This window comes from Capnocytophaga sp. ARDL2 (assembly GCF_041530365.1).
Classification (GTDB): domain Bacteria; phylum Bacteroidota; class Bacteroidia; order Flavobacteriales; family Flavobacteriaceae; genus Flavobacterium.
Genome location: NZ_CP168034.1, coordinates 1,688,920 through 1,706,462 on the forward strand (window position 1 = coordinate 1,688,920; position 17,543 = coordinate 1,706,462).

The following is a 17,543-nucleotide window of genomic DNA, read 5'->3' on the forward strand; positions in this document are numbered from 1 at the left end:
AAAATTAATTATTGATTAATTGAGAAAAATAATTCTTTGATTTTTGGTCAAATGAAATGTCTTTTAACAATTCGAGCGATTGTTTTGAAATAGTCATGAAATCTTCTTCTGTGAATTGATTTTCAAAACTTTCGTTTAACCAATTACTGATGATTCCTAAAACTCCGTTGATTTCAGCAGTTGAAATTGATTTTTGTTTCGCATAAATAATTCTCATAAAATTGGCAGCGATGTATGAACTTAAAGTACAAACTTCGTCTATCGTCAATCTTTTTTTTTCTTGTAATGCCAAGACGAAAGTGTCTAAATCTTTGGCAATCAATTGTTCTATAGGGGGTGTTTTCATTTTGTTTAGATAAATAACACCTGCTTGAAAACAAACAGGTGTTGAGAATTTATTATTGACAATTTGGGTCTAAATGTTTTTTGATTGTTCCACTAGGGCAAGTAGGAATGCTTTCAAATTCGTATAAAAACTGTTGACCATCAATTGTATAAGTAATTTCTTCACGAGTCAATTTACCATCAGCATCATCATCAGAATCTAAAAAATTTGGTTTTCTATCACCATCAGTATCGTCATTCCAAATATTTCCATCTCCGTCAACATCTTCATATTTTGTCAAAATACCATCGTTGTCGTGGTCGATTTCTTTCAATGACAACAAAGTAATGTCAAAAATCAGCGGAGTATATGCAGAAATGTTGTTTTGTGCATGGTTGAAATACCCTAATCCCGAAGGTAAAAATACTACAACTCTTCCTGGATTAGTTGCGGTATAAGAACCATCTGGATTTACACTGATAGATTCAGCGGTTTTTATCTGTGACAAAATTTGTCTAAAACCTGAAATTACCTCTGCATAAGATCCATTTCCTTGATTTGGAAACGAACTCCAAAATCCTATATTGTTTTTATCAACCAATTTGTTTTCTAAAGTATAAGCAGAATAATTGGTATAAACATCATCATAACTTACAGGCGAGTTTCCACCTCCTTCATTAATCACAAGATAATACACTTTGTAGATAACTTTATCATCTGTTTCTCCACTCGTAGTATATTTGGTTTTGCTATCATTGGAGCGACTATCGTTGGTCAATTCGATTGATTTCAGAACATAATCAGGCTGATCCCATATCGTACCATTAGTCGCTTGACTATAAGAAATGTCATTAGCTCCGTTTACCGTGATTTTGTGAGATTTTAGAAAACTTTCGATAGATTCGATATCTTTGGCATAAACTTCAGCATAATCTCTTTTTACAATCTTTGATGAATTGTCATCTTTTTTACAACTAAAAAGTCCCAATGTGATGCATGCAAGAACTAATGTTTTATATACAATTTTCATTTTTAGATAAATTTAAAGGTGCAAGTTACAATTTTACTTTATTTTTGCGACTATAAACAACAAAATTTTATCAAATATATATGAGAATTGATAAATATTTATGGTGCATACGTTATTATAAAACGCGAAATATGGCAACTGAAGCAATCAAAAAAGGGCATGTTTCAATCAATGGACAAACGGCAAAGCCCTCTCGAGATGTGTATGCAGGAGATGAATTGAGTGTGAGAAAAGACCAAATTAATTACAAGTTACAGGTTTTGGATATTCCACAAAATAGAGTAGGAGCTAAATTGGTAGATATGTATAGAAAAGATACTACTCCAGCCGAAGCATTTGAACATTTAGAATTGCTAAAATTGGCAAAAGAACATTATAGAGCCAAAGGACAAGGGCGACCTACGAAAAAAGATCGACGAGATATAGATGATTATTTGGTAGAGGAGGGTAAATAATAAATTATCACTTCTATATCCTTTGATAATTTTAATTTTTACCGTATCTTAGCACTTTTAAAAAAATAAAAAGAGAAAATAAAATTTCAACAATATGATAGAAGGAGAAAAGTTAATTCCAATCAATATTGAAGAGCAGATGAAATCTGCCTATATAGACTACTCTATGTCTGTAATTGTGTCTCGTGCATTACCCGATGTAAGAGACGGTCTAAAACCTGTACACAGAAGGGTTTTGTACGGAATGCACGAATTGGGAGTAACTTCAAACAAACCTCATAAAAAATCTGCGAGAATTGTAGGGGAAGTTCTTGGTAAGTACCACCCTCACGGAGATTCTTCGGTTTATGATGCAATGGTACGTATGGCTCAAGAATGGTCTATGCGTTATTTATTGGTCGATGGTCAGGGTAACTTTGGTTCTGTCGATGGTGACAGCCCAGCAGCGATGCGTTATACCGAGGTGCGTATGCGTAAAATCGCAGAAGAAATGCTTTCGGACATTGAAAAAGAAACTGTAGATTTTCAGTTAAATTTTGATGATACTTTGGAGGAACCAAGAGTTTTGCCTACGCGTATTCCTGCCTTGTTGGTAAACGGTGCTTCGGGGATTGCCGTGGGTATGGCGACCAATATGGCTCCGCACAATTTGTCAGAGGTAATCGACGGTACACTTGCTTATATCGACAACAACGACATCGAAATCGATGAGTTGATGAAATATGTAAAAGCTCCAGATTTCCCTACAGGTGCTGTAATTTATGGTTACGAAGGGGTAAAAGAAGCTTACAAAACAGGTCGTGGTCGTGTGGTAATGCGTGCCAAAGCAATAATCGAAGAGGTGGACGGAAGAGACTGTATCATTGTTTCTGAAATTCCATACCAAGTAAACAAAGCCGAGATGATTCGCAAAACTGCCGAATTGGTAAACGACCGCAAAATAGAGGGAATTTCTACCATTCGCGACGAATCTGACCGCAACGGTATGCGTATCGTGTATGTATTGAAACGCGACGCAGTTGCCAATGTAGTATTGAATACCTTATTTAAATATACACAATTGCAGTCTTCGTTTAGTATCAACAACATTGCGTTGGTAAACGGACGACCTGAACAGCTGAACCTCAAAGATTTGATTCTTCACTTTGTTGATCATAGACACGATGTGGTTACCAGAAGAACGCAATTTGAATTGAGAAAGGCAGAAGAAAGAGCTCATATCTTAGAAGGTTTGATTATCGCTTCTGACAATATCGACGAGGTAATTGCTATTATTCGTAGTTCAAAATCTACAGAAGAAGCTCGTGAACGCTTGATTGAAAGATTTAAATTGACTGATATTCAAGCTCGTGCAATTGTAGAAATGCGTTTGCGTCAATTGACAGGATTGGAGCAAGAAAAATTGCGTACAGAATATGACGAAATTATGCAATTGATTGAAAAATTGAAAGAAATCTTGACTTCGAAAGAATTGCGTATGAACATCATCAAAGAAGAATTGACCGAAATCAAAGAAAAATATGGTGATGAGCGTCGTTCGGTAATCGAATATGCAGGTGGAGAAATGAATATCGAAGATTTGATTGCAGATGAGCAAGTGGTAATCACGATTTCACACGCAGGATATATCAAGCGAACTCCACTTACTGAATACAAGACACAGAATAGAGGTGGAGTTGGTCAAAAATCTGCGGGTACAAGAGATCAAGATTTCTTGGAGCAAATGTATGTGGCTACAAACCACCAATATATGTTGATATTTACTCAAAAAGGTAAATGTTATTGGTTGAGAGTTTACGAAATCCCAGAAGGAAGCAAAACTGCCAAAGGTAGAGCTATTCAAAACTTGATAAACATCGAACCAGACGATAAAGTAAAAGCATTTATCTGTACACAAGATTTGAAAAACGAAGAGTACATCAACAACCACTTCGTAATTATGTGTACGAAAAAAGGTGTGGTAAAGAAAACAGCTTTGGAGCAGTATTCAAGACCTCGCCAAAATGGTATCAACGCCATTACAATTCGCGAAGAAGACGAATTATTGGATGTAAAATTGACCGATGGTAACTCAAAAGTGTTGGTAGCTGCCAAAAACGGTAAATTGGTTCGCTTCGATGAGGCAAAAACGCGTCCAATGGGTCGTACAGCATCGGGGGTAAGGGGTATTACCTTGGCTGATGAGCAAGACGAAGTAATCGGATTGGTAGCCGTTTCTGATTTGGAATCTGAAATCTTAGTAGTTTCGGAAAATGGATACGGAAAACGCTCAGCGTTAGTAGAATACCGCGAAACCAACCGTGGAGGGAAAGGGGTAAAAGCCATGAATATCACGGAAAAAACTGGTGCTTTGGTATCCATCAACGCTGTAACAGATATGGACGATTTGATGATAATCAACAAATCTGGATTGACGATACGCATTCGAGTTTCAGACCTTCGTGTGATGGGAAGAAATACACAAGGAGTACGCCTTATCAACATCAAAGGAAACGATGCCATTGCAGCCGTTACCAAAGTGATGAAAGAAGAGGACGAAGAAATAGAAACAGACTTGTCTGTATTGGTTTCTGAAGAAGAACAAATGGAAGAATTGAAAAATCAAGTTCCTATGCAAGATGATGTAGAGGAAATTGAAGAGGATATTCAAGAGGATGAAAATGAAGAGATTTAATATTTTTTATGTTATATTTTTGGGAATGATGGTATCGTCATTCCCTTCTTTTTCTCAGGATAAAGAACTCCGAGAGGTAGAACGCTTGGTAAAAAATGAAAAATATACCGAGGGATACACGGCTTTGCAAAATCTTTTTCCTACAATCGAACAATTTTCAGACGAGCAAAAAGTTTGGTTTTATTATTTACAATCGAAAATCCATTCGGAAAGTGCTGTTGAATCGGATGAAAATAAAAATTTTACAACCATAGTAAACGCTTTCGAACAAATTGAAAAATTGGAGAAAAACAACAAGGTAACACGATTTGTAAAAACTACTGCCAATGCAAAAAATCGATTGTTGTCCAAAATCGTTAATGCCGCAATAGACGATACTACTAATCAAGATTGGGAAAAGGCCTCTCAAAATTATTTCAATGCATATCAATTGAGCAAAACAGATACTTTGTTTTTGTATCATGCTGCCAATCAAGCACTAAAAGCTGATGATAAAAAGACGGCAATCAAGCATTACAAAGATTTGGTTAAACTCAATTACAAAGGCAAAACCACTCTTTATACCGCAGTAAATCGCAGCAATGGAACGGTAGTTTCATTCGGAAATGATCAAAGGAGAAGAGACCAACAAGTGCGAAATTTGTTGTATGATCAACCAGAAGAAATTGTATTAGAATCATATCAACCCATAATTTACAAAAATTTAGCGTTGCTATTGGTCAATCAAAATAATTATTCCGAAGGAGAACAATATCTGATCAAAGCTTTTGAACTCAATCCAAACGATTACGATTTGTTAATTTCACTTTTTTATGTCTATATGGACACCAATCGTCGTTTCAGATTTGAGGATTATATGCGACAAGGTGTGAAGAAATTTGTTGAGAATCCCTCGTTGTATTACAATATTGGAGCTGTGTATTTCAATTTAGGAATCAAGGATAAAGCCAAGGAATATTTTGAAAAAACATTGCAACTCGACAAAAATAATTACCATGCCAATCACGCATTAGGAAATTTATTGTTGGAAAAAGACAAGGATATTTCAACTCAAATCAACAATTTGTCCAACAACAAGGCAGATCGTCAGAAAAAACAACAATTGCTAAATGAAAAGGCAGAAAACTACAAGCAAATAATTGTGTATTTTGAGAAAGCTTTACTAAATAGCAAAGAAGATACTAAAGAATTAAAACAATTGATAAAAGATATCAAGGAATTAATATAAACAAGAAGGAGAATTTCAATTAGAAATTCTCCTTCTTTGATAAAAAATCTGACTATTTTTTTCCAAAAAATCCTCCTAAAGGATTATTTTTACCTAAAATCATTTCAGAAATATCATCTACAACATTACCGTCATTGTTTTTATCTAACAAATTTGAAATCATTGAACCAATATTTTCATCACCTTTTTTAGAAATCAATTCACCTAACATAGGAGTAAGTGAACCTAATACCTTAGAAACGATGTCTTGAGAAATTCCTGTTTTTGTACTAATAGATTCTGCAAATTGTTGAGTATTGTTGTTTTCTAGTAATCCTTGGATATTATGAGAATTAGAAGAAAGCAAATTGTTTACTACATAATTGATTTGCTCTGTAGAAATACCTGTTTGTTGAGAAACTTTTTCAATAATCTGAGTGCCACCTAAAGAGTTTAATAAATTTGTCATTGTGTTTTTTGTTTATTTTAAAAGAAATGTTAAGCAAATATGATACCAATTTACTCAAAATAAAAAAGAATTTATCATTAAAAAAATCTTCTTTTCTCGTATTGTAAAAAATTAAAAAAAGACAATCAAAAAATTGGTTAATTTCTATAAAGTATTGTATTTTTGTAGAAATTTTCATTTTATACAAACAACTAAAATCTATAGACAAACATACATTATGGATAGATTTTCCTTTTTAAATGCTGCACATACCTCGTTTTTTGCAGATTTATACGACCAGTATTTGGTAAGTCCGGATAGCGTTGAACCAAGTTGGAGAAGTTTTTTTCAAGGGTTCGACTTTGCAAATGAATACAATGGAGGTGCTGTAGATCAATTAAATACAATGTACTTAGGTAATGATAATGCTGGTAACGAACATCTTCGCAAGGAGTTTGCAGTATTGAAACTCATCGATGCCTACCGTACTCACGGACACCTTTTGACGAAATCTAATCCGTTGAGAGAGCGTACGGTTGATGCTCCAGATTTGTCAATTGAAAAATTTGGTTTGAACGCCAACGATTTGAATACTGTATTCGAGGCAGCTCAAACTGTACATTTACAAAAAAGCACTTTACAACAAATAATTAATCACTTACAAGCAACTTATTGTACTACCATTGGGGTAGAATATGCATATATTCCAAATGAAGAAAAAGTACAATGGATTGCTAACTATTTTGAAAGCCAAAAGAGCGAAATTTCTAATGATGAGAAAAAACATTATTTAAAAAAATTGGTTCAAGCAGCCGCTTTTGAAAACTTTTTCCATACAAAATATGTTGGTCAAAAACGCTTTTCATTGGAGGGATTGGAATCTACAATTCCTGCTTTGGACGCAATGATTAATGCAGCAAATGCTCAAGGAGTAAAAGATGTGGTGATCGGTATGGCTCACCGTGGTCGTTTGAATGTTTTGGTAAATATCATGCAAAAACCTGCAAGAAAAATCTTTACAGAATTTGACGGAAAAGACTACGATAATGTGTCAGAATCTTTCGACGGTGATGTAAAATACCACTTAGGATATACTTCAGAAAAACAAACTCCTACTGGAACTATTACTTTAAATCTTGCACCTAATCCTTCTCACTTAGAAACAGTTGGAGCAGTAATCGAGGGAGTGGTTCGTTCAAAACAGGATAGAGAATATGCAGACAATCCATCGGCTGTATTGCCAGTGGCTCTTCATGGAGACGCAGCGGTTGCAGGTCAAGGAATTGTTTACGAAATCGTACAAATGAGCAAATTGAGAGCTTATAAAACGGCTGGAACGATTCATTTGGTATTGAACAATCAAGTAGGATTTACTACAAACAATAAAGATGCAAGATCATCTGTTTACTCTACTGATATTGCCAAAGTTGTCGATGCTCCTGTAATCCATGTAAATGCAGATGACACAGAAGCAGCGGTAAAAGCTTTGATTTTTGCAGTTTCATACCGTATGAAATTCAAAGAAGATGTATTTGTAGATTTAGTTGGATATAGAAAATATGGTCATAATGAGGGGGATGAACCAAGATTTACTCAACCTATTTTGTATAAATTGATTTCAAAGCATACCAATGCAAGAAATATTTACAATGCTCGTTTGATTGAAAACAAAGTATGTGACGCAAATTATGTCAATACTTTGGAAGAAAAATACAAATGCTTGTTGGAAGAAGAACTTTCTACAGCAAAAGCAACAGAAAAGGCAGAAGTTATCCCTTTTATGCAAGATATATGGAAAGGGTATTCAATAGCTACTGTAGATAAAATGCTTCAAACTATTGAAACTAAGGTTGATAGAAGTTTGTTGGATGAACTTGCACCAGCATTGACTACTTTGCCATCAGATAAGAAATTTATCAGTAAAGTTTCAAAGTTGATCAAAGACAGAAATACAATGTATTATGACACCAACAAGTTGGATTGGGCTATGGGAGAACTTTTAGCTTATGGTACATTGATTTCAGAAGGATATGATGTTCGTTTTACAGGACAAGATGTACAAAGAGGTACTTTCTCTCACCGTCATGCTGTGGTGAAAGTTGAAGAGACAGAGGAAGAATACACACCTTTGAACAATATTCCACAGCAAAACGGTACAATGCGTATTTTCAATTCGCATTTGTCCGAATATGCAGTGTTGGGATTTGAGTATGGATATGCAATGGCAAGTCCGAAAACTTTGACCATTTGGGAGGCTCAGTTTGGTGATTTCTCAAACGGTGCTCAAATTATGATAGACCAATACATTTCGTCAGGTGAAGACAAATGGGGTAACCAAAACGGTATTGTAATGTTGTTGCCACACGGATACGAACACCAAGGAGCTGAACACTCTTCGGCAAGATTGGAGCGTTACTTACAATTGTGTGCAACAGAAAATATGTTTGTAGCAAACTGTACGACACCGGCCAACCATTTCCACCTATTGAGAAGACAGATGTTGACAGATTACAGAAAACCATTGGTGGTAATGTCACCAAAATCGTTGTTGCGTCATCCAGAGGCTACTTCGCCAATTGAAGATTTGACTAATGGACAATTCCAGCCAATCATAGACGATCCAAAAGTAGAGGATAAGTCGGCAGTAAAAACATTGGTTTTCGTTTCGGGTAAATTCTATTATGATTTACAAGCCGAAAAAGAAAAATTAGGAAGAAAAGACATTGCTTTCGTACGATTTGAACAGTTGTTCCCAATAGCAAATGATGTGCTACATCAAATCATTGCGTCGTATTCAAATGTAGATGATTTTGTATGGGCTCAAGAAGAACCAAAAAATATGGGAGCTTATGGATTTATGTTGATGAATTTAGATGTACCAAAATTCAGATTAGCAGCACCACCAGTAGCATCAGCTCCAGCAGCAGGTTCGTCTGTTCGTTCTAAAAATCGTTATGCTTTAGCAATTGCAAAAGTATTTGATAAAAATTTATAGGCAATATTAAATCTTTGTGAAATAATTGATTGAATATTTTCACTCAGAAATGAAATGATTTTTTGATTATCTTTGTGAAGATTTGATTATCGCAGATATTTTTTTGATTTATCAAAAAAATGATTTACGCCCTCAATAGTATCTGCTTCATCTACTAAGATAAGTAAGCGTTTAGTAGATGTTATTTAAATCTGCGTAAAACCAATAAAAATCAATTCATAGATATTTTATAAAAGCCAATTTATAGAAGATTATTAATTTAGTAAAACAATAGTAAAATAGATATACTCATGAGTATCTTAGAAATGAAAGTCCCTTCTCCGGGAGAATCAATATCAGAAGTTGAAATCGCTACTTGGTTAGTAAAAGATGGTGATTATGTAGAAAAAGATCAAGCTATTGCAGAAGTAGATTCTGACAAAGCTACATTAGAATTGCCTGCAGAAGTAAGTGGAATCATCACTTTAAAGGCTGAAGAAGGTGATACAGTAGCGGTAGGTCAAGTAGTATGTTTGATCGATACAAGTGCTGCAAAACCAGAAGGTGGTGCTGCTCCAGGTGAAGAAACTAAAAAAGAAGAAGCAAAAGTAGAAGTGGCACCTGTGGCGGTTCCAACAGCTACGACTTATGCAACTGGTACGGCATCTCCTGCTGCAAAGAAAATATTAGACGAGAAAAACATTGACCCTGCTACTATCCAAGGTACAGGAAAAGATGGAAGAGTAACGAAAGAAGACGCTATCAAAGCCGTTCCATCTATGGGAACACCAACAGGAGGATCAAGAGGAACTGAGCGTAAGAAAATGTCTATGCTTCGTAGAAAAGTAGCAGAGCGTTTGGTAGAAGCTAAAAACACTACCGCTATGTTGACTACTTTCAACGAAGTAAACTTGACAGAAGTAAACAAATTGCGTGCTGAGTTCAAAGATGCATTCAAAGCGAAACACGGAGTATCTTTAGGATTTATGTCGTTCTTTACCAAAGCGGTAACTCGTGCATTGGAGTTGTTCCCAGATGTAAACTCAATGATTGATGGTCAAGAGCAAGTAAAATTTGATTTTGCAGATATTTCTATTGCAGTATCAGGTCCAAAAGGATTGATGGTACCAGTATTGAGAAATGCAGAATTATTGTCATTCAGAGGAGTAGAAGCAGAAATCAAGCGTTTGGCAACTCGTGCAAGAGACGGACAAATCACAGTTGATGAAATGACGGGAGGTACATTTACCATCACAAACGGTGGTGTATTTGGTTCTATGTTATCTACGCCAATTATCAACCCACCACAATCAGGAATCTTAGGAATGCACAACATTATTGAGCGTCCGATTGCTGTAAACGGTCAAGTGGTAATTGCTCCGATGATGTACATTGCATTGTCTTACGATCACCGAATCATCGACGGTAGAGAATCTGTAGGTTTCTTAGTAGCTGTAAAAGAAGCATTGGAAAACCCAGTAGAATTGTTGATGAACAACGATCCGAAAAAAGCATTGGAATTGTAATATTAGCAATCATATAAATTAAAAGCTGTCTGTAAGGGCAGCTTTTTTTATCTAATCATTCTAATTATTTTTTTAAATTTCATTTATATAACATTTTAATTCTTCTCTTATTTGAATCTATGAATAAAAAGAAAAGTTTTATAAACAGGTATGCAAATAAAGAATTTTCGCCTGAAAACATTTTGTATTAGGAGGGTAAATGTTTAACTTTGAACATAGTTTTTTGTTGAATATAAATGTGAAAAACTATTTTTACAGAAAAATTCAACTACTATTTAGTAAAGCTTTTTTCATGCAAACAACACATTTAAAAAATAAAAAAGTACTCATAATTACTTATTATTGGCCTCCAGCGGGTGCAGCGAGTGCAACGTTGGTTGAAATTTGTGAAATATTTACCAGAATTTTCAATTCAACCGCATGTTTTTGTACCTGAAAATCCTAACTATCCTTTAGTCGATCATCAATTAGAAAATGAAATTTCAGCTCATGCTATTGTTTTAAAGAAGAAAATAGCAGAACCTTATCAATGGGCAAGTATTTTCTCAAAAAATAAAACAAAAAATCTCAGTGCTGGAATTATTTCCAACAAACGCAAACAAACTTGGATAGAAAAAGCTTTGCTTTGGGTAAGAGGTAATTTCTTTATTCCTGATGCACGTGTATTATGGGTAAAACCTTCAGTAGATTTTTTACAATCGTACATAAAAGAACATTCTATTGATACGATTATTACTACAGGTCCTCCGCATAGTTTGCACTTGATAGGAATGGAATTGAAAAAAAGAAATGAGATTCAATGGATTGCTGATTTCCGTGATCCGTGGACGACAATCGGCTATCATAAAGAATTGAAATTGACTTCGTGGGCTGATAATAAACATAAAAGAATGGAAGCTGAAGTACTCAATACTGCAGACGAAATCATTGTTACAAGTCCAAGTACAAAAAGGGAATTTGAACAAATAACTCAACAGCCAATTACATTGATAACTAATGGTTATGATATAGAAAGGATAGAAAAGAAACCATTGGATGAAAAATTTACTCTTTCTCATATTGGTACATTGCTTTCTAATCGAAATCCGAGGATATTATGGAAAGTATTGTCTGAAATCATTCAGGAAAATGAAATTTTTGCCAAGGATTTTGTACTTCAATTTATTGGAAAAGTTAGCGATGAAATAATAGATACATTAAAAGAATTTCGATTGGGTACATATTTACAAAAGAGGGGATACCTTTCACACGAAGAGGCCATTGTAGCTCAAAGGAGTAGTCAGGTTTTGTTGTTGATAGAGATAGATTCACCCGAAACTGTTGGTATTATTCCAGGGAAATTGTTTGAATATTTGGCGGCCGAAAGACCAATTTTGGCTTTAGGACCTGAGGATGCAGATTTTTCAAAAATTATTTTCAATACCAATACAGGAACATTTTGTACGTACGATGACAAAGAACGAATAAAGCGAACAGTTTTACATTATTATAATTTATACAAAAACAATCAGTTGCAAATAAAAGGTATCGGAATACAATACTTTAGTAGAAAAAAATTAACAGAAAAATTGGTTTTATTATTAAAAAAATAATTTTTGGTACAATTTGTGATTAATAACTTGTGTATATATTAACGAGTAATTGAAAGAAAGATGAAAAAGTTTATTACATTAGCAATAACAGCAATTTCCACATTAGGTTTGTTGAATAGCTGTGTATATGATAGAGGTAGTGATACTACAATTGTAAATAATGTTGTTTTGCCAATACACGAGGTAAAAGCAGATTTTTCTGTAAATGACAAGCATCTATTTAATATCAATCCTGTAATGCATAGTACAGATAAATTGCTTGTGTATCGTTTATGGGGAAAAACAGATAATAATAGAGATATTTGGCGAATGGTTCCAAACTCAGTATATTTCAACAATGGTGAGATTTTGAGTTATAACTACGATTTTACCGTAGCTGATATCAATTTGTTTATCGAAGCAAATTTTAATGTTGATACTTTCAGCAATTTTGACAAAGAAAAATATTTAAGAAACCAATATTTTAGAATTGTTGAATTGCCTGCTGGGACAGCCTCTAAAGCTCCAATCGATTATAATGATTACGATCAAGTAATTGAATTTTACGGATTGAAAGATGCTCCAGTAATTAAAAATTATTAAAAGAATAGGGTGAGAAAAAAAGAGAGAGATTGAACTATAAAAATTCAATCTCTTTTTTTATTTTGTCGTTTGTTTTATAAAGGAATTATTTTTCCTCCTCATCTTCCTCTTCAGGCAAATCTTCGGTATCATTTTCTTCCTCATCGTCGTCATCAGATGATTCGTCTTCGAGGTCTATGTCTTTTGCGTTGATGTTTTCTACAGGGATGATTTCGTCATCTTCCTCTTCTTCGTAGTTTCCTATTTTGTCTTGAAGTTTGGTGCTTACTTTTACCAAATAAATTGTGTCTTCTGTAGAAACTTCAACAGCTTCTACCAATTCACCTTTGGCATTGGTAAATCTTACAATATCAGATTCTTCGTATCCATCAGGAAATTTTTCAACCAATAGTGATAAAATTTCGTTTGTCAATTTAGCGTAATCAACAATTATTCGTTTCATTTTGCAATTAATAAAATTTAGAGTTCAATAATCCCAATTCCACATAAACACTCATGTTGTGATAATGTCCCTGTGAAATTGGGATTCAAAAATACTATCTTTCTTTTATATGAACGATGAATTTTTAGTACTTTTTTTTACTGAATTCTATTATTTATATTTATTCTTTTTTATGAAGGAATTTTTCCTTAATTATTGTCCCAAAACCCACGCAAATACCAATGGTGCTACAATAGTAGCATCTGATTCAATCACAAATTTTGGTGTATCTACATCAAGTTTACCCCAAGTGATTTTTTCGTTTGGTACTGCTCCAGAATAGGAACCGTACGAGGTAGTTGAATCTGAAATCTGACAGAAATATGACCAGAATGGTACATCTTCCCATTCCAAATCTTGATACATCATTGGCACAACACAGATAGGGAAATCTCCAGAAATTCCTCCTCCGATTTGGAAGAATCCAACTCCTTTTCCTTCCGAATTTGTTCTGTACCATTCAGTAAGATAAATCATGTATTCGATACCATTTTTTACAGTCGATGCTTGTAATTTTCCTTTGATTACATTCGATGCAAATATATTTCCTGTTGTAGAATCTTCCCACCCTGGACACACGATTGGCAAGTTTTTCTCAGCTGCTGCTACAATCCAAGAATCTTTAGGGTCGATTTCGTAATATTGCTCCAACACTCCAGAGTTTACTACTTGATATAAAAATTCGTGTGGAAAATAACGCTCACCGTTTGCTTCAGCTTTTTGCCATACATCTTCCAAGTGTTTTTGCAATCTACGGAAAGCCTCTTCTTCTGGAATACAAGTATCTGTAACACGGTTGTAGTGGTTGTCAAGCAATTCTCTTTCTTGCTCTGGTGTCAAATCTCTGTAATTAGGAATTCTTTTGTAGTGAGAATGAGCTACCAAATTCATCACATCCTCTTCCAAGTTTGCTCCTGTACATGAAATGATATGCACTTTGTCTTGACGAATCATTTCTGCCAAAGATACTCCCAATTCTGCTGTTGACATAGCTCCTCCAAGAGAAACCAACATTTTTCCACCTTCCAATAAGTGGGTTTCATATCCTTTTGCTGCATCTACCAAAGCTGCTGCATTGAAGTGTCTGTAGTTGTGTTCGATAAATTGACTGATTGGTCCTTTCATAATTGTTTTATTTTTCTTTTTTATTATATCCTAAAATTTTTAATACATCTTCTGCTGTTTGTTGTTCTGAGAACACTTCGGTTGCCAAAATTCCATTTTCATCACGGTCGATTAAGATGTGTTTTGGTTGTGGAATTAGACAATGGTGTATACCTCCTTGACCTCCAATGGTTTCTTGATAGGCTCCCGTGTTGAAAAAACCTATATAAAGAGGTTTGTCTTTATTGAACTTTGGTAAATAGATTGCATTCCAGTTTTGTTCAGAATTATAGTAATCGTCTGAATCACAAGTTAATCCTCCTAATAATACTCTTTCATACGAATCATTCCAACGATTGACTGCCAACATGATAAATCTTTTGTTTATAGCCCAAGTATCTGGTAAAGTCGTGATAAATGACGAATCAATCATATTCCATTTTTCACGGTCGTTTTGTTGTTTTTGATACAATACTTGGTAAATGGCACCACCAGATTCTCCTACGGTAAACGAACCAAATTCCGTGAAAATATTTGGCACAGGTACATCTGCTTCTTCACATGCCATTTGTATTTGATTGATGATTTCATCTACCATATAGGCGTAGTCATAATCAAAATTCAATGAATTTTTGATAGGAAATCCACCTCCAATGTTCAAGCTGTCCAATGTAGGGCATTCTTTTTTCAAACTGGTATAAACTTTCAAACATTTGTTTAATTCGTTCCAGTAATAGGCTGTGTCTCTGATACCTGTGTTTATAAAGAAATGCAACATTTTCATTTCTACATTGTTGTTTTCTGCAATGTTTTTTCTGTAGAAAGGCAAAATGTTTTTGTATCCTATCCCCAAACGAGAAGTATAGAATTCAAATTTTGGTTCTTCCTCAGAGGCGATGCGAATACCAATGTTGAATTTTCCTTTGATTTGCTCTTGCAACAAGTCCAATTCTTCGTAATTATCGATGATTGGAATGGTATTTTTATGTCCGTTGTTAATCAATCGAGCGATGTTTTCGATGTACTGGTCGCGTTTGAAACCATTGCACAAAACGAAAGTTTTCTTGTTGATTTTTCCACTTTCCAATAAGTTTTCTACAATATTGATGTCAAAAGCAGACGAAGTTTCTACATGAATATCGTTTTTAAACGCCTCGTTCATCACATACTCAAAATGCGAACTTTTGGTACAATAGCAGTAGTAGTATTTACCTTCGTATTTGCGTTTGTCCATCGCTTTTCTAAACCAACCTTTCGCTTTGTTGATGTTGTTTGAAATTTGAGGCAAATAAGTGAATTTCAATGGAGTACCGTATTGTTCCACCAATTTCATCAAGTCGATGTTATGAAACATCAAATTGTCTTTATTTAAAGTGAATTCTTCCTGAGGGAAGTAAAATGTTTGATTGATTAGGTCAAAATATTTTGTATTCATTTTTTTTAATTGTGTAATGATTAATTTGATTGAGTCACGATTTACATTCTTGAATATAAAAAGTTAAATCGTGTGGATTTGTTTTGATTGGATTGTATTTTCAATAAAAAAGAGCATACAATTGTATCAAACTCTAATATTGGCAAAAGAAATGATGCGTTTTTCTTTGTGAAAACTTGCATTTTTGTTTTCCTCATCATTGGTTAGAAATAAATATTGAAAAATATTATTTCTCACAATCCATTTTTTAGAAAGAGATTGTAAAATTTTTCTACAGAGGAAATGATGTTTTTTGAATATTTCTTTCACTTAATTACACATTAATTTTGTTGCAAATATAATAAAATAGTTTGTCTATTATTAGGAACATTAAAATATATTCTGTTGTTTATTTCCAAAGCCCTCTATTGTGAGCATTGGGTTAAGTATGGTTCAGCTCTTCCGAGTTGTTTTGCGGAACATAAACTATGTAATGATGTCACTTCGCCGTTTACTCCGTAATTGACACGGAGTGATAATCAATTAGTGATGCGTAACAACATACTCCTCAAATCCTTCTACAATCCACTGATTTTCTACGGTTTGGTTTACAATACCTTTTCCTAAGTCTTCCAAAAGGGTAAAGAGTATTTCTCCTTGTTCGTTTTTCTTGTCATAAGACAATAATTCTATGCAAGAGGCAATATCTTTTTCGTTGAAATCAATCGGAGGGTACATAGAATGCAAAACTTCTTTTACTTCATGATATTTTTCTTTTGAAATCAATCCTTTTTTATACGAAAGATAACTCTCGATAATCATTCCTATCGCGATGGCTTCGCCGTGTAATAGGGGAGTCAGTTCGTTGTTTTGCCAACTATACGATTCTATGGCGTGTCCGATGGTATGACCAAAATTTAATAATTTTCGTTGATTTTTTTCTTTTGGATCAGACAAAACAATTTCATTTTTGATAGAAACCGAATGATAAATCAACAATTCCAAATCTTCTGTAGTCAATTGGTCTAAATTCTTCAATTGATTCCAATACGAAACATCAGCAATCAATCCGTGTTTGTACATTTCTGCTAAGCCCGAACGCATTTCATTTCCTGGTAAGGTTTCTAGAAAATTGACATCAATCAATATCATTTTTGGGTTGTAAAATGTGCCGATAATGTTTTTTAATCCGTTGAAATCGATTCCATTTTTTCCGCCTACAGATGCATCAACCATTGCCAAAAGCGAAGTAGGAATATGTACACAATCGATGCCTCTTTTGTAAGTTGCAGCAATAAATCCGCCGATATCGCACACCACCCCACCACCCAACGAAATCAATAGGGCTTTACGGTCTATGTTCAATTCTATGAGGCTTTCCCACAGTTGATTACATGTTGATAAATCTTTGCTTTGTTCACCAGCTTCGATTTCGATAACTTCGATTTCTGTTTCGATTGCCAACAAAGAAAGAAAGCTGTTTAAACAATTTTGAGCCGTATTTTCATCGACTAAAACAATGGTTTTTGAATATTTTTTTTCATTGATAAAATGGATCAATTCTTCGTAGCCATTACTTCCAAAATAAATAGGATAATCTATGGATTGAATGTTCATTTGATGTCTTTTTTGAATTAATTTTTACGCAGATTTTAAATATTATTTTCGTTATGCTTACTTTATTTAAGCAGATGACACAGATATATTGATAGCGTTGATTTTTTTGATTTA

Annotated in this window: 13 protein-coding genes and 1 pseudogene; 7 read left to right on the forward strand and 7 right to left on the reverse strand. The window is 34.2% G+C overall.

Annotated features, from left to right (window positions below):
* Positions 1 to 4 precede the first annotated feature (4 nt).
* Complete coding sequence (locus AB4865_RS08585; protein WP_372472866.1) at positions 5 to 346, reverse strand: hypothetical protein; 342 nt, start codon at positions 344 to 346, stop codon at positions 5 to 7.
* Between the two features lie 52 nt (positions 347 to 398).
* Complete coding sequence (locus tag AB4865_RS08590; protein WP_372472867.1) at positions 399 to 1,355, reverse strand: FKBP-type peptidyl-prolyl cis-trans isomerase; 957 nt, start codon at positions 1,353 to 1,355, stop codon at positions 399 to 401.
* 80 nt (positions 1,356 to 1,435) lie between these two features.
* On the opposite strand from AB4865_RS08590, the gene AB4865_RS08595 reads away from it, so the two are divergent.
* From AB4865_RS08595 to AB4865_RS08605, 3 genes are all read left to right on the forward strand, one after another.
* Positions 1,436 to 1,810: an RNA-binding S4 domain-containing protein gene (locus tag AB4865_RS08595; RefSeq protein WP_372472868.1), complete on the forward strand. Its 375-nt coding sequence runs from the start codon at positions 1,436 to 1,438 to the stop codon at positions 1,808 to 1,810.
* Positions 1,811 to 1,904: 94 nt separating this feature from the next.
* Positions 1,905 to 4,484, forward strand: coding sequence for a DNA gyrase subunit A (gyrA, locus tag AB4865_RS08600; protein WP_372472869.1), 2,580 nt, complete (start codon positions 1,905 to 1,907; stop codon positions 4,482 to 4,484).
* On the forward strand, positions 4,471 to 5,712 hold the full coding sequence (locus tag AB4865_RS08605; RefSeq protein ID WP_372472870.1) for a tetratricopeptide repeat protein: 1,242 nt from the start codon (positions 4,471 to 4,473) through the stop codon (positions 5,710 to 5,712). Before gyrA ends, AB4865_RS08605 begins: the two co-directional genes overlap by 14 nt.
* 52 nt (positions 5,713 to 5,764) lie before the next feature.
* Here AB4865_RS08605 and AB4865_RS08610 read toward each other — a convergent pair whose 3' ends face one another.
* Positions 5,765 to 6,160, reverse strand: coding sequence for a DUF937 domain-containing protein (locus AB4865_RS08610; protein ID WP_372472871.1), 396 nt, complete (start codon positions 6,158 to 6,160; stop codon positions 5,765 to 5,767).
* 217 nt (positions 6,161 to 6,377) lie between these two features.
* Here AB4865_RS08610 and AB4865_RS08615 point away from each other — a divergent pair, with 217 nt between their 5' ends.
* The 4 genes and pseudogenes from AB4865_RS08615 (at position 6,378) to AB4865_RS08630 (ending at position 12,813) form a co-directional block, all read left to right on the forward strand.
* Positions 6,378 to 9,134 (forward strand): 2-oxoglutarate dehydrogenase E1 component, encoded by a 2,757-nt coding sequence (locus AB4865_RS08615; RefSeq protein WP_372472872.1) that lies wholly within the window; start codon positions 6,378 to 6,380, stop codon positions 9,132 to 9,134.
* A gap of 290 nt (positions 9,135 to 9,424) precedes the next feature.
* Positions 9,425 to 10,639, forward strand: coding sequence for a 2-oxoglutarate dehydrogenase complex dihydrolipoyllysine-residue succinyltransferase (gene odhB / locus AB4865_RS08620; protein WP_372472873.1), 1,215 nt, complete (start codon positions 9,425 to 9,427; stop codon positions 10,637 to 10,639).
* Positions 10,640 to 10,931: 292 nt separating this feature from the next.
* Positions 10,932 to 12,231 (forward strand): annotated as a pseudogene (locus tag AB4865_RS08625) (glycosyltransferase family 4 protein).
* 60 nt (positions 12,232 to 12,291) lie between these two features.
* Entirely contained in the window at positions 12,292 to 12,813 is a 522-nt protein-coding gene (locus tag AB4865_RS08630; protein WP_372472874.1) for a hypothetical protein, read from the forward strand.
* 85 nt (positions 12,814 to 12,898) lie between these two features.
* Here the strand turns inward: AB4865_RS08630 and AB4865_RS08635 are convergent, their stop codons facing one another.
* From AB4865_RS08635 to aroB, 4 genes are all read right to left on the reverse strand, one after another.
* Positions 12,899 to 13,255, reverse strand: coding sequence for a DNA primase (locus tag AB4865_RS08635; RefSeq protein WP_372472875.1), 357 nt, complete (start codon positions 13,253 to 13,255; stop codon positions 12,899 to 12,901).
* Positions 13,256 to 13,447: 192 nt separating this feature from the next.
* Complete coding sequence (locus tag AB4865_RS08640; protein WP_372474896.1) at positions 13,448 to 14,422, reverse strand: deoxyhypusine synthase family protein; 975 nt, start codon at positions 14,420 to 14,422, stop codon at positions 13,448 to 13,450.
* Between the two features lie 4 nt (positions 14,423 to 14,426).
* Positions 14,427 to 15,833 carry an arginine decarboxylase gene (locus tag AB4865_RS08645; protein WP_372472876.1) on the reverse strand — a complete coding sequence of 469 codons (1,407 nt, stop codon included), beginning with the start codon at positions 15,831 to 15,833 and terminating at the stop codon, positions 14,427 to 14,429.
* 522 nt (positions 15,834 to 16,355) lie between these two features.
* Positions 16,356 to 17,429: a 3-dehydroquinate synthase gene (gene aroB, locus AB4865_RS08650; protein ID WP_372472877.1), complete on the reverse strand. Its 1,074-nt coding sequence runs from the start codon at positions 17,427 to 17,429 to the stop codon at positions 16,356 to 16,358.
* Positions 17,430 to 17,543 lie beyond the last annotated feature (114 nt).

What these genes read in the sequence shown, in the direction of transcription:
- AB4865_RS08585 (WP_372472866.1), bottom strand. Translation starts at nt 346, where the DNA reads ATGAAAACACCCCCTATAGAACAATTGATTGCCAAAGATTTAGACACT.
- AB4865_RS08590 (WP_372472867.1), bottom strand. Translation starts at nt 1,355, where the DNA reads ATGAAAATTGTATATAAAACATTAGTTCTTGCATGCATCACATTGGGA.
- AB4865_RS08595 (WP_372472868.1), top strand. Translation starts at nt 1,436, where the DNA reads ATGAGAATTGATAAATATTTATGGTGCATACGTTATTATAAAACGCGA.
- gyrA (WP_372472869.1), top strand. Translation starts at nt 1,905, where the DNA reads ATGATAGAAGGAGAAAAGTTAATTCCAATCAATATTGAAGAGCAGATG.
- AB4865_RS08605 (WP_372472870.1), top strand. Translation starts at nt 4,471, where the DNA reads ATGAAGAGATTTAATATTTTTTATGTTATATTTTTGGGAATGATGGTA.
- AB4865_RS08610 (WP_372472871.1), bottom strand. Translation starts at nt 6,160, where the DNA reads ATGACAAATTTATTAAACTCTTTAGGTGGCACTCAGATTATTGAAAAA.
- AB4865_RS08615 (WP_372472872.1), top strand. Translation starts at nt 6,378, where the DNA reads ATGGATAGATTTTCCTTTTTAAATGCTGCACATACCTCGTTTTTTGCA.
- odhB (WP_372472873.1), top strand. Translation starts at nt 9,425, where the DNA reads ATGAGTATCTTAGAAATGAAAGTCCCTTCTCCGGGAGAATCAATATCA.
- AB4865_RS08630 (WP_372472874.1), top strand. Translation starts at nt 12,292, where the DNA reads ATGAAAAAGTTTATTACATTAGCAATAACAGCAATTTCCACATTAGGT.
- AB4865_RS08635 (WP_372472875.1), bottom strand. Translation starts at nt 13,255, where the DNA reads ATGAAACGAATAATTGTTGATTACGCTAAATTGACAAACGAAATTTTA.
- AB4865_RS08645 (WP_372472876.1), bottom strand. Translation starts at nt 15,833, where the DNA reads ATGAATACAAAATATTTTGACCTAATCAATCAAACATTTTACTTCCCT.
- aroB (WP_372472877.1), bottom strand. Translation starts at nt 17,429, where the DNA reads ATGAACATTCAATCCATAGATTATCCTATTTATTTTGGAAGTAATGGC.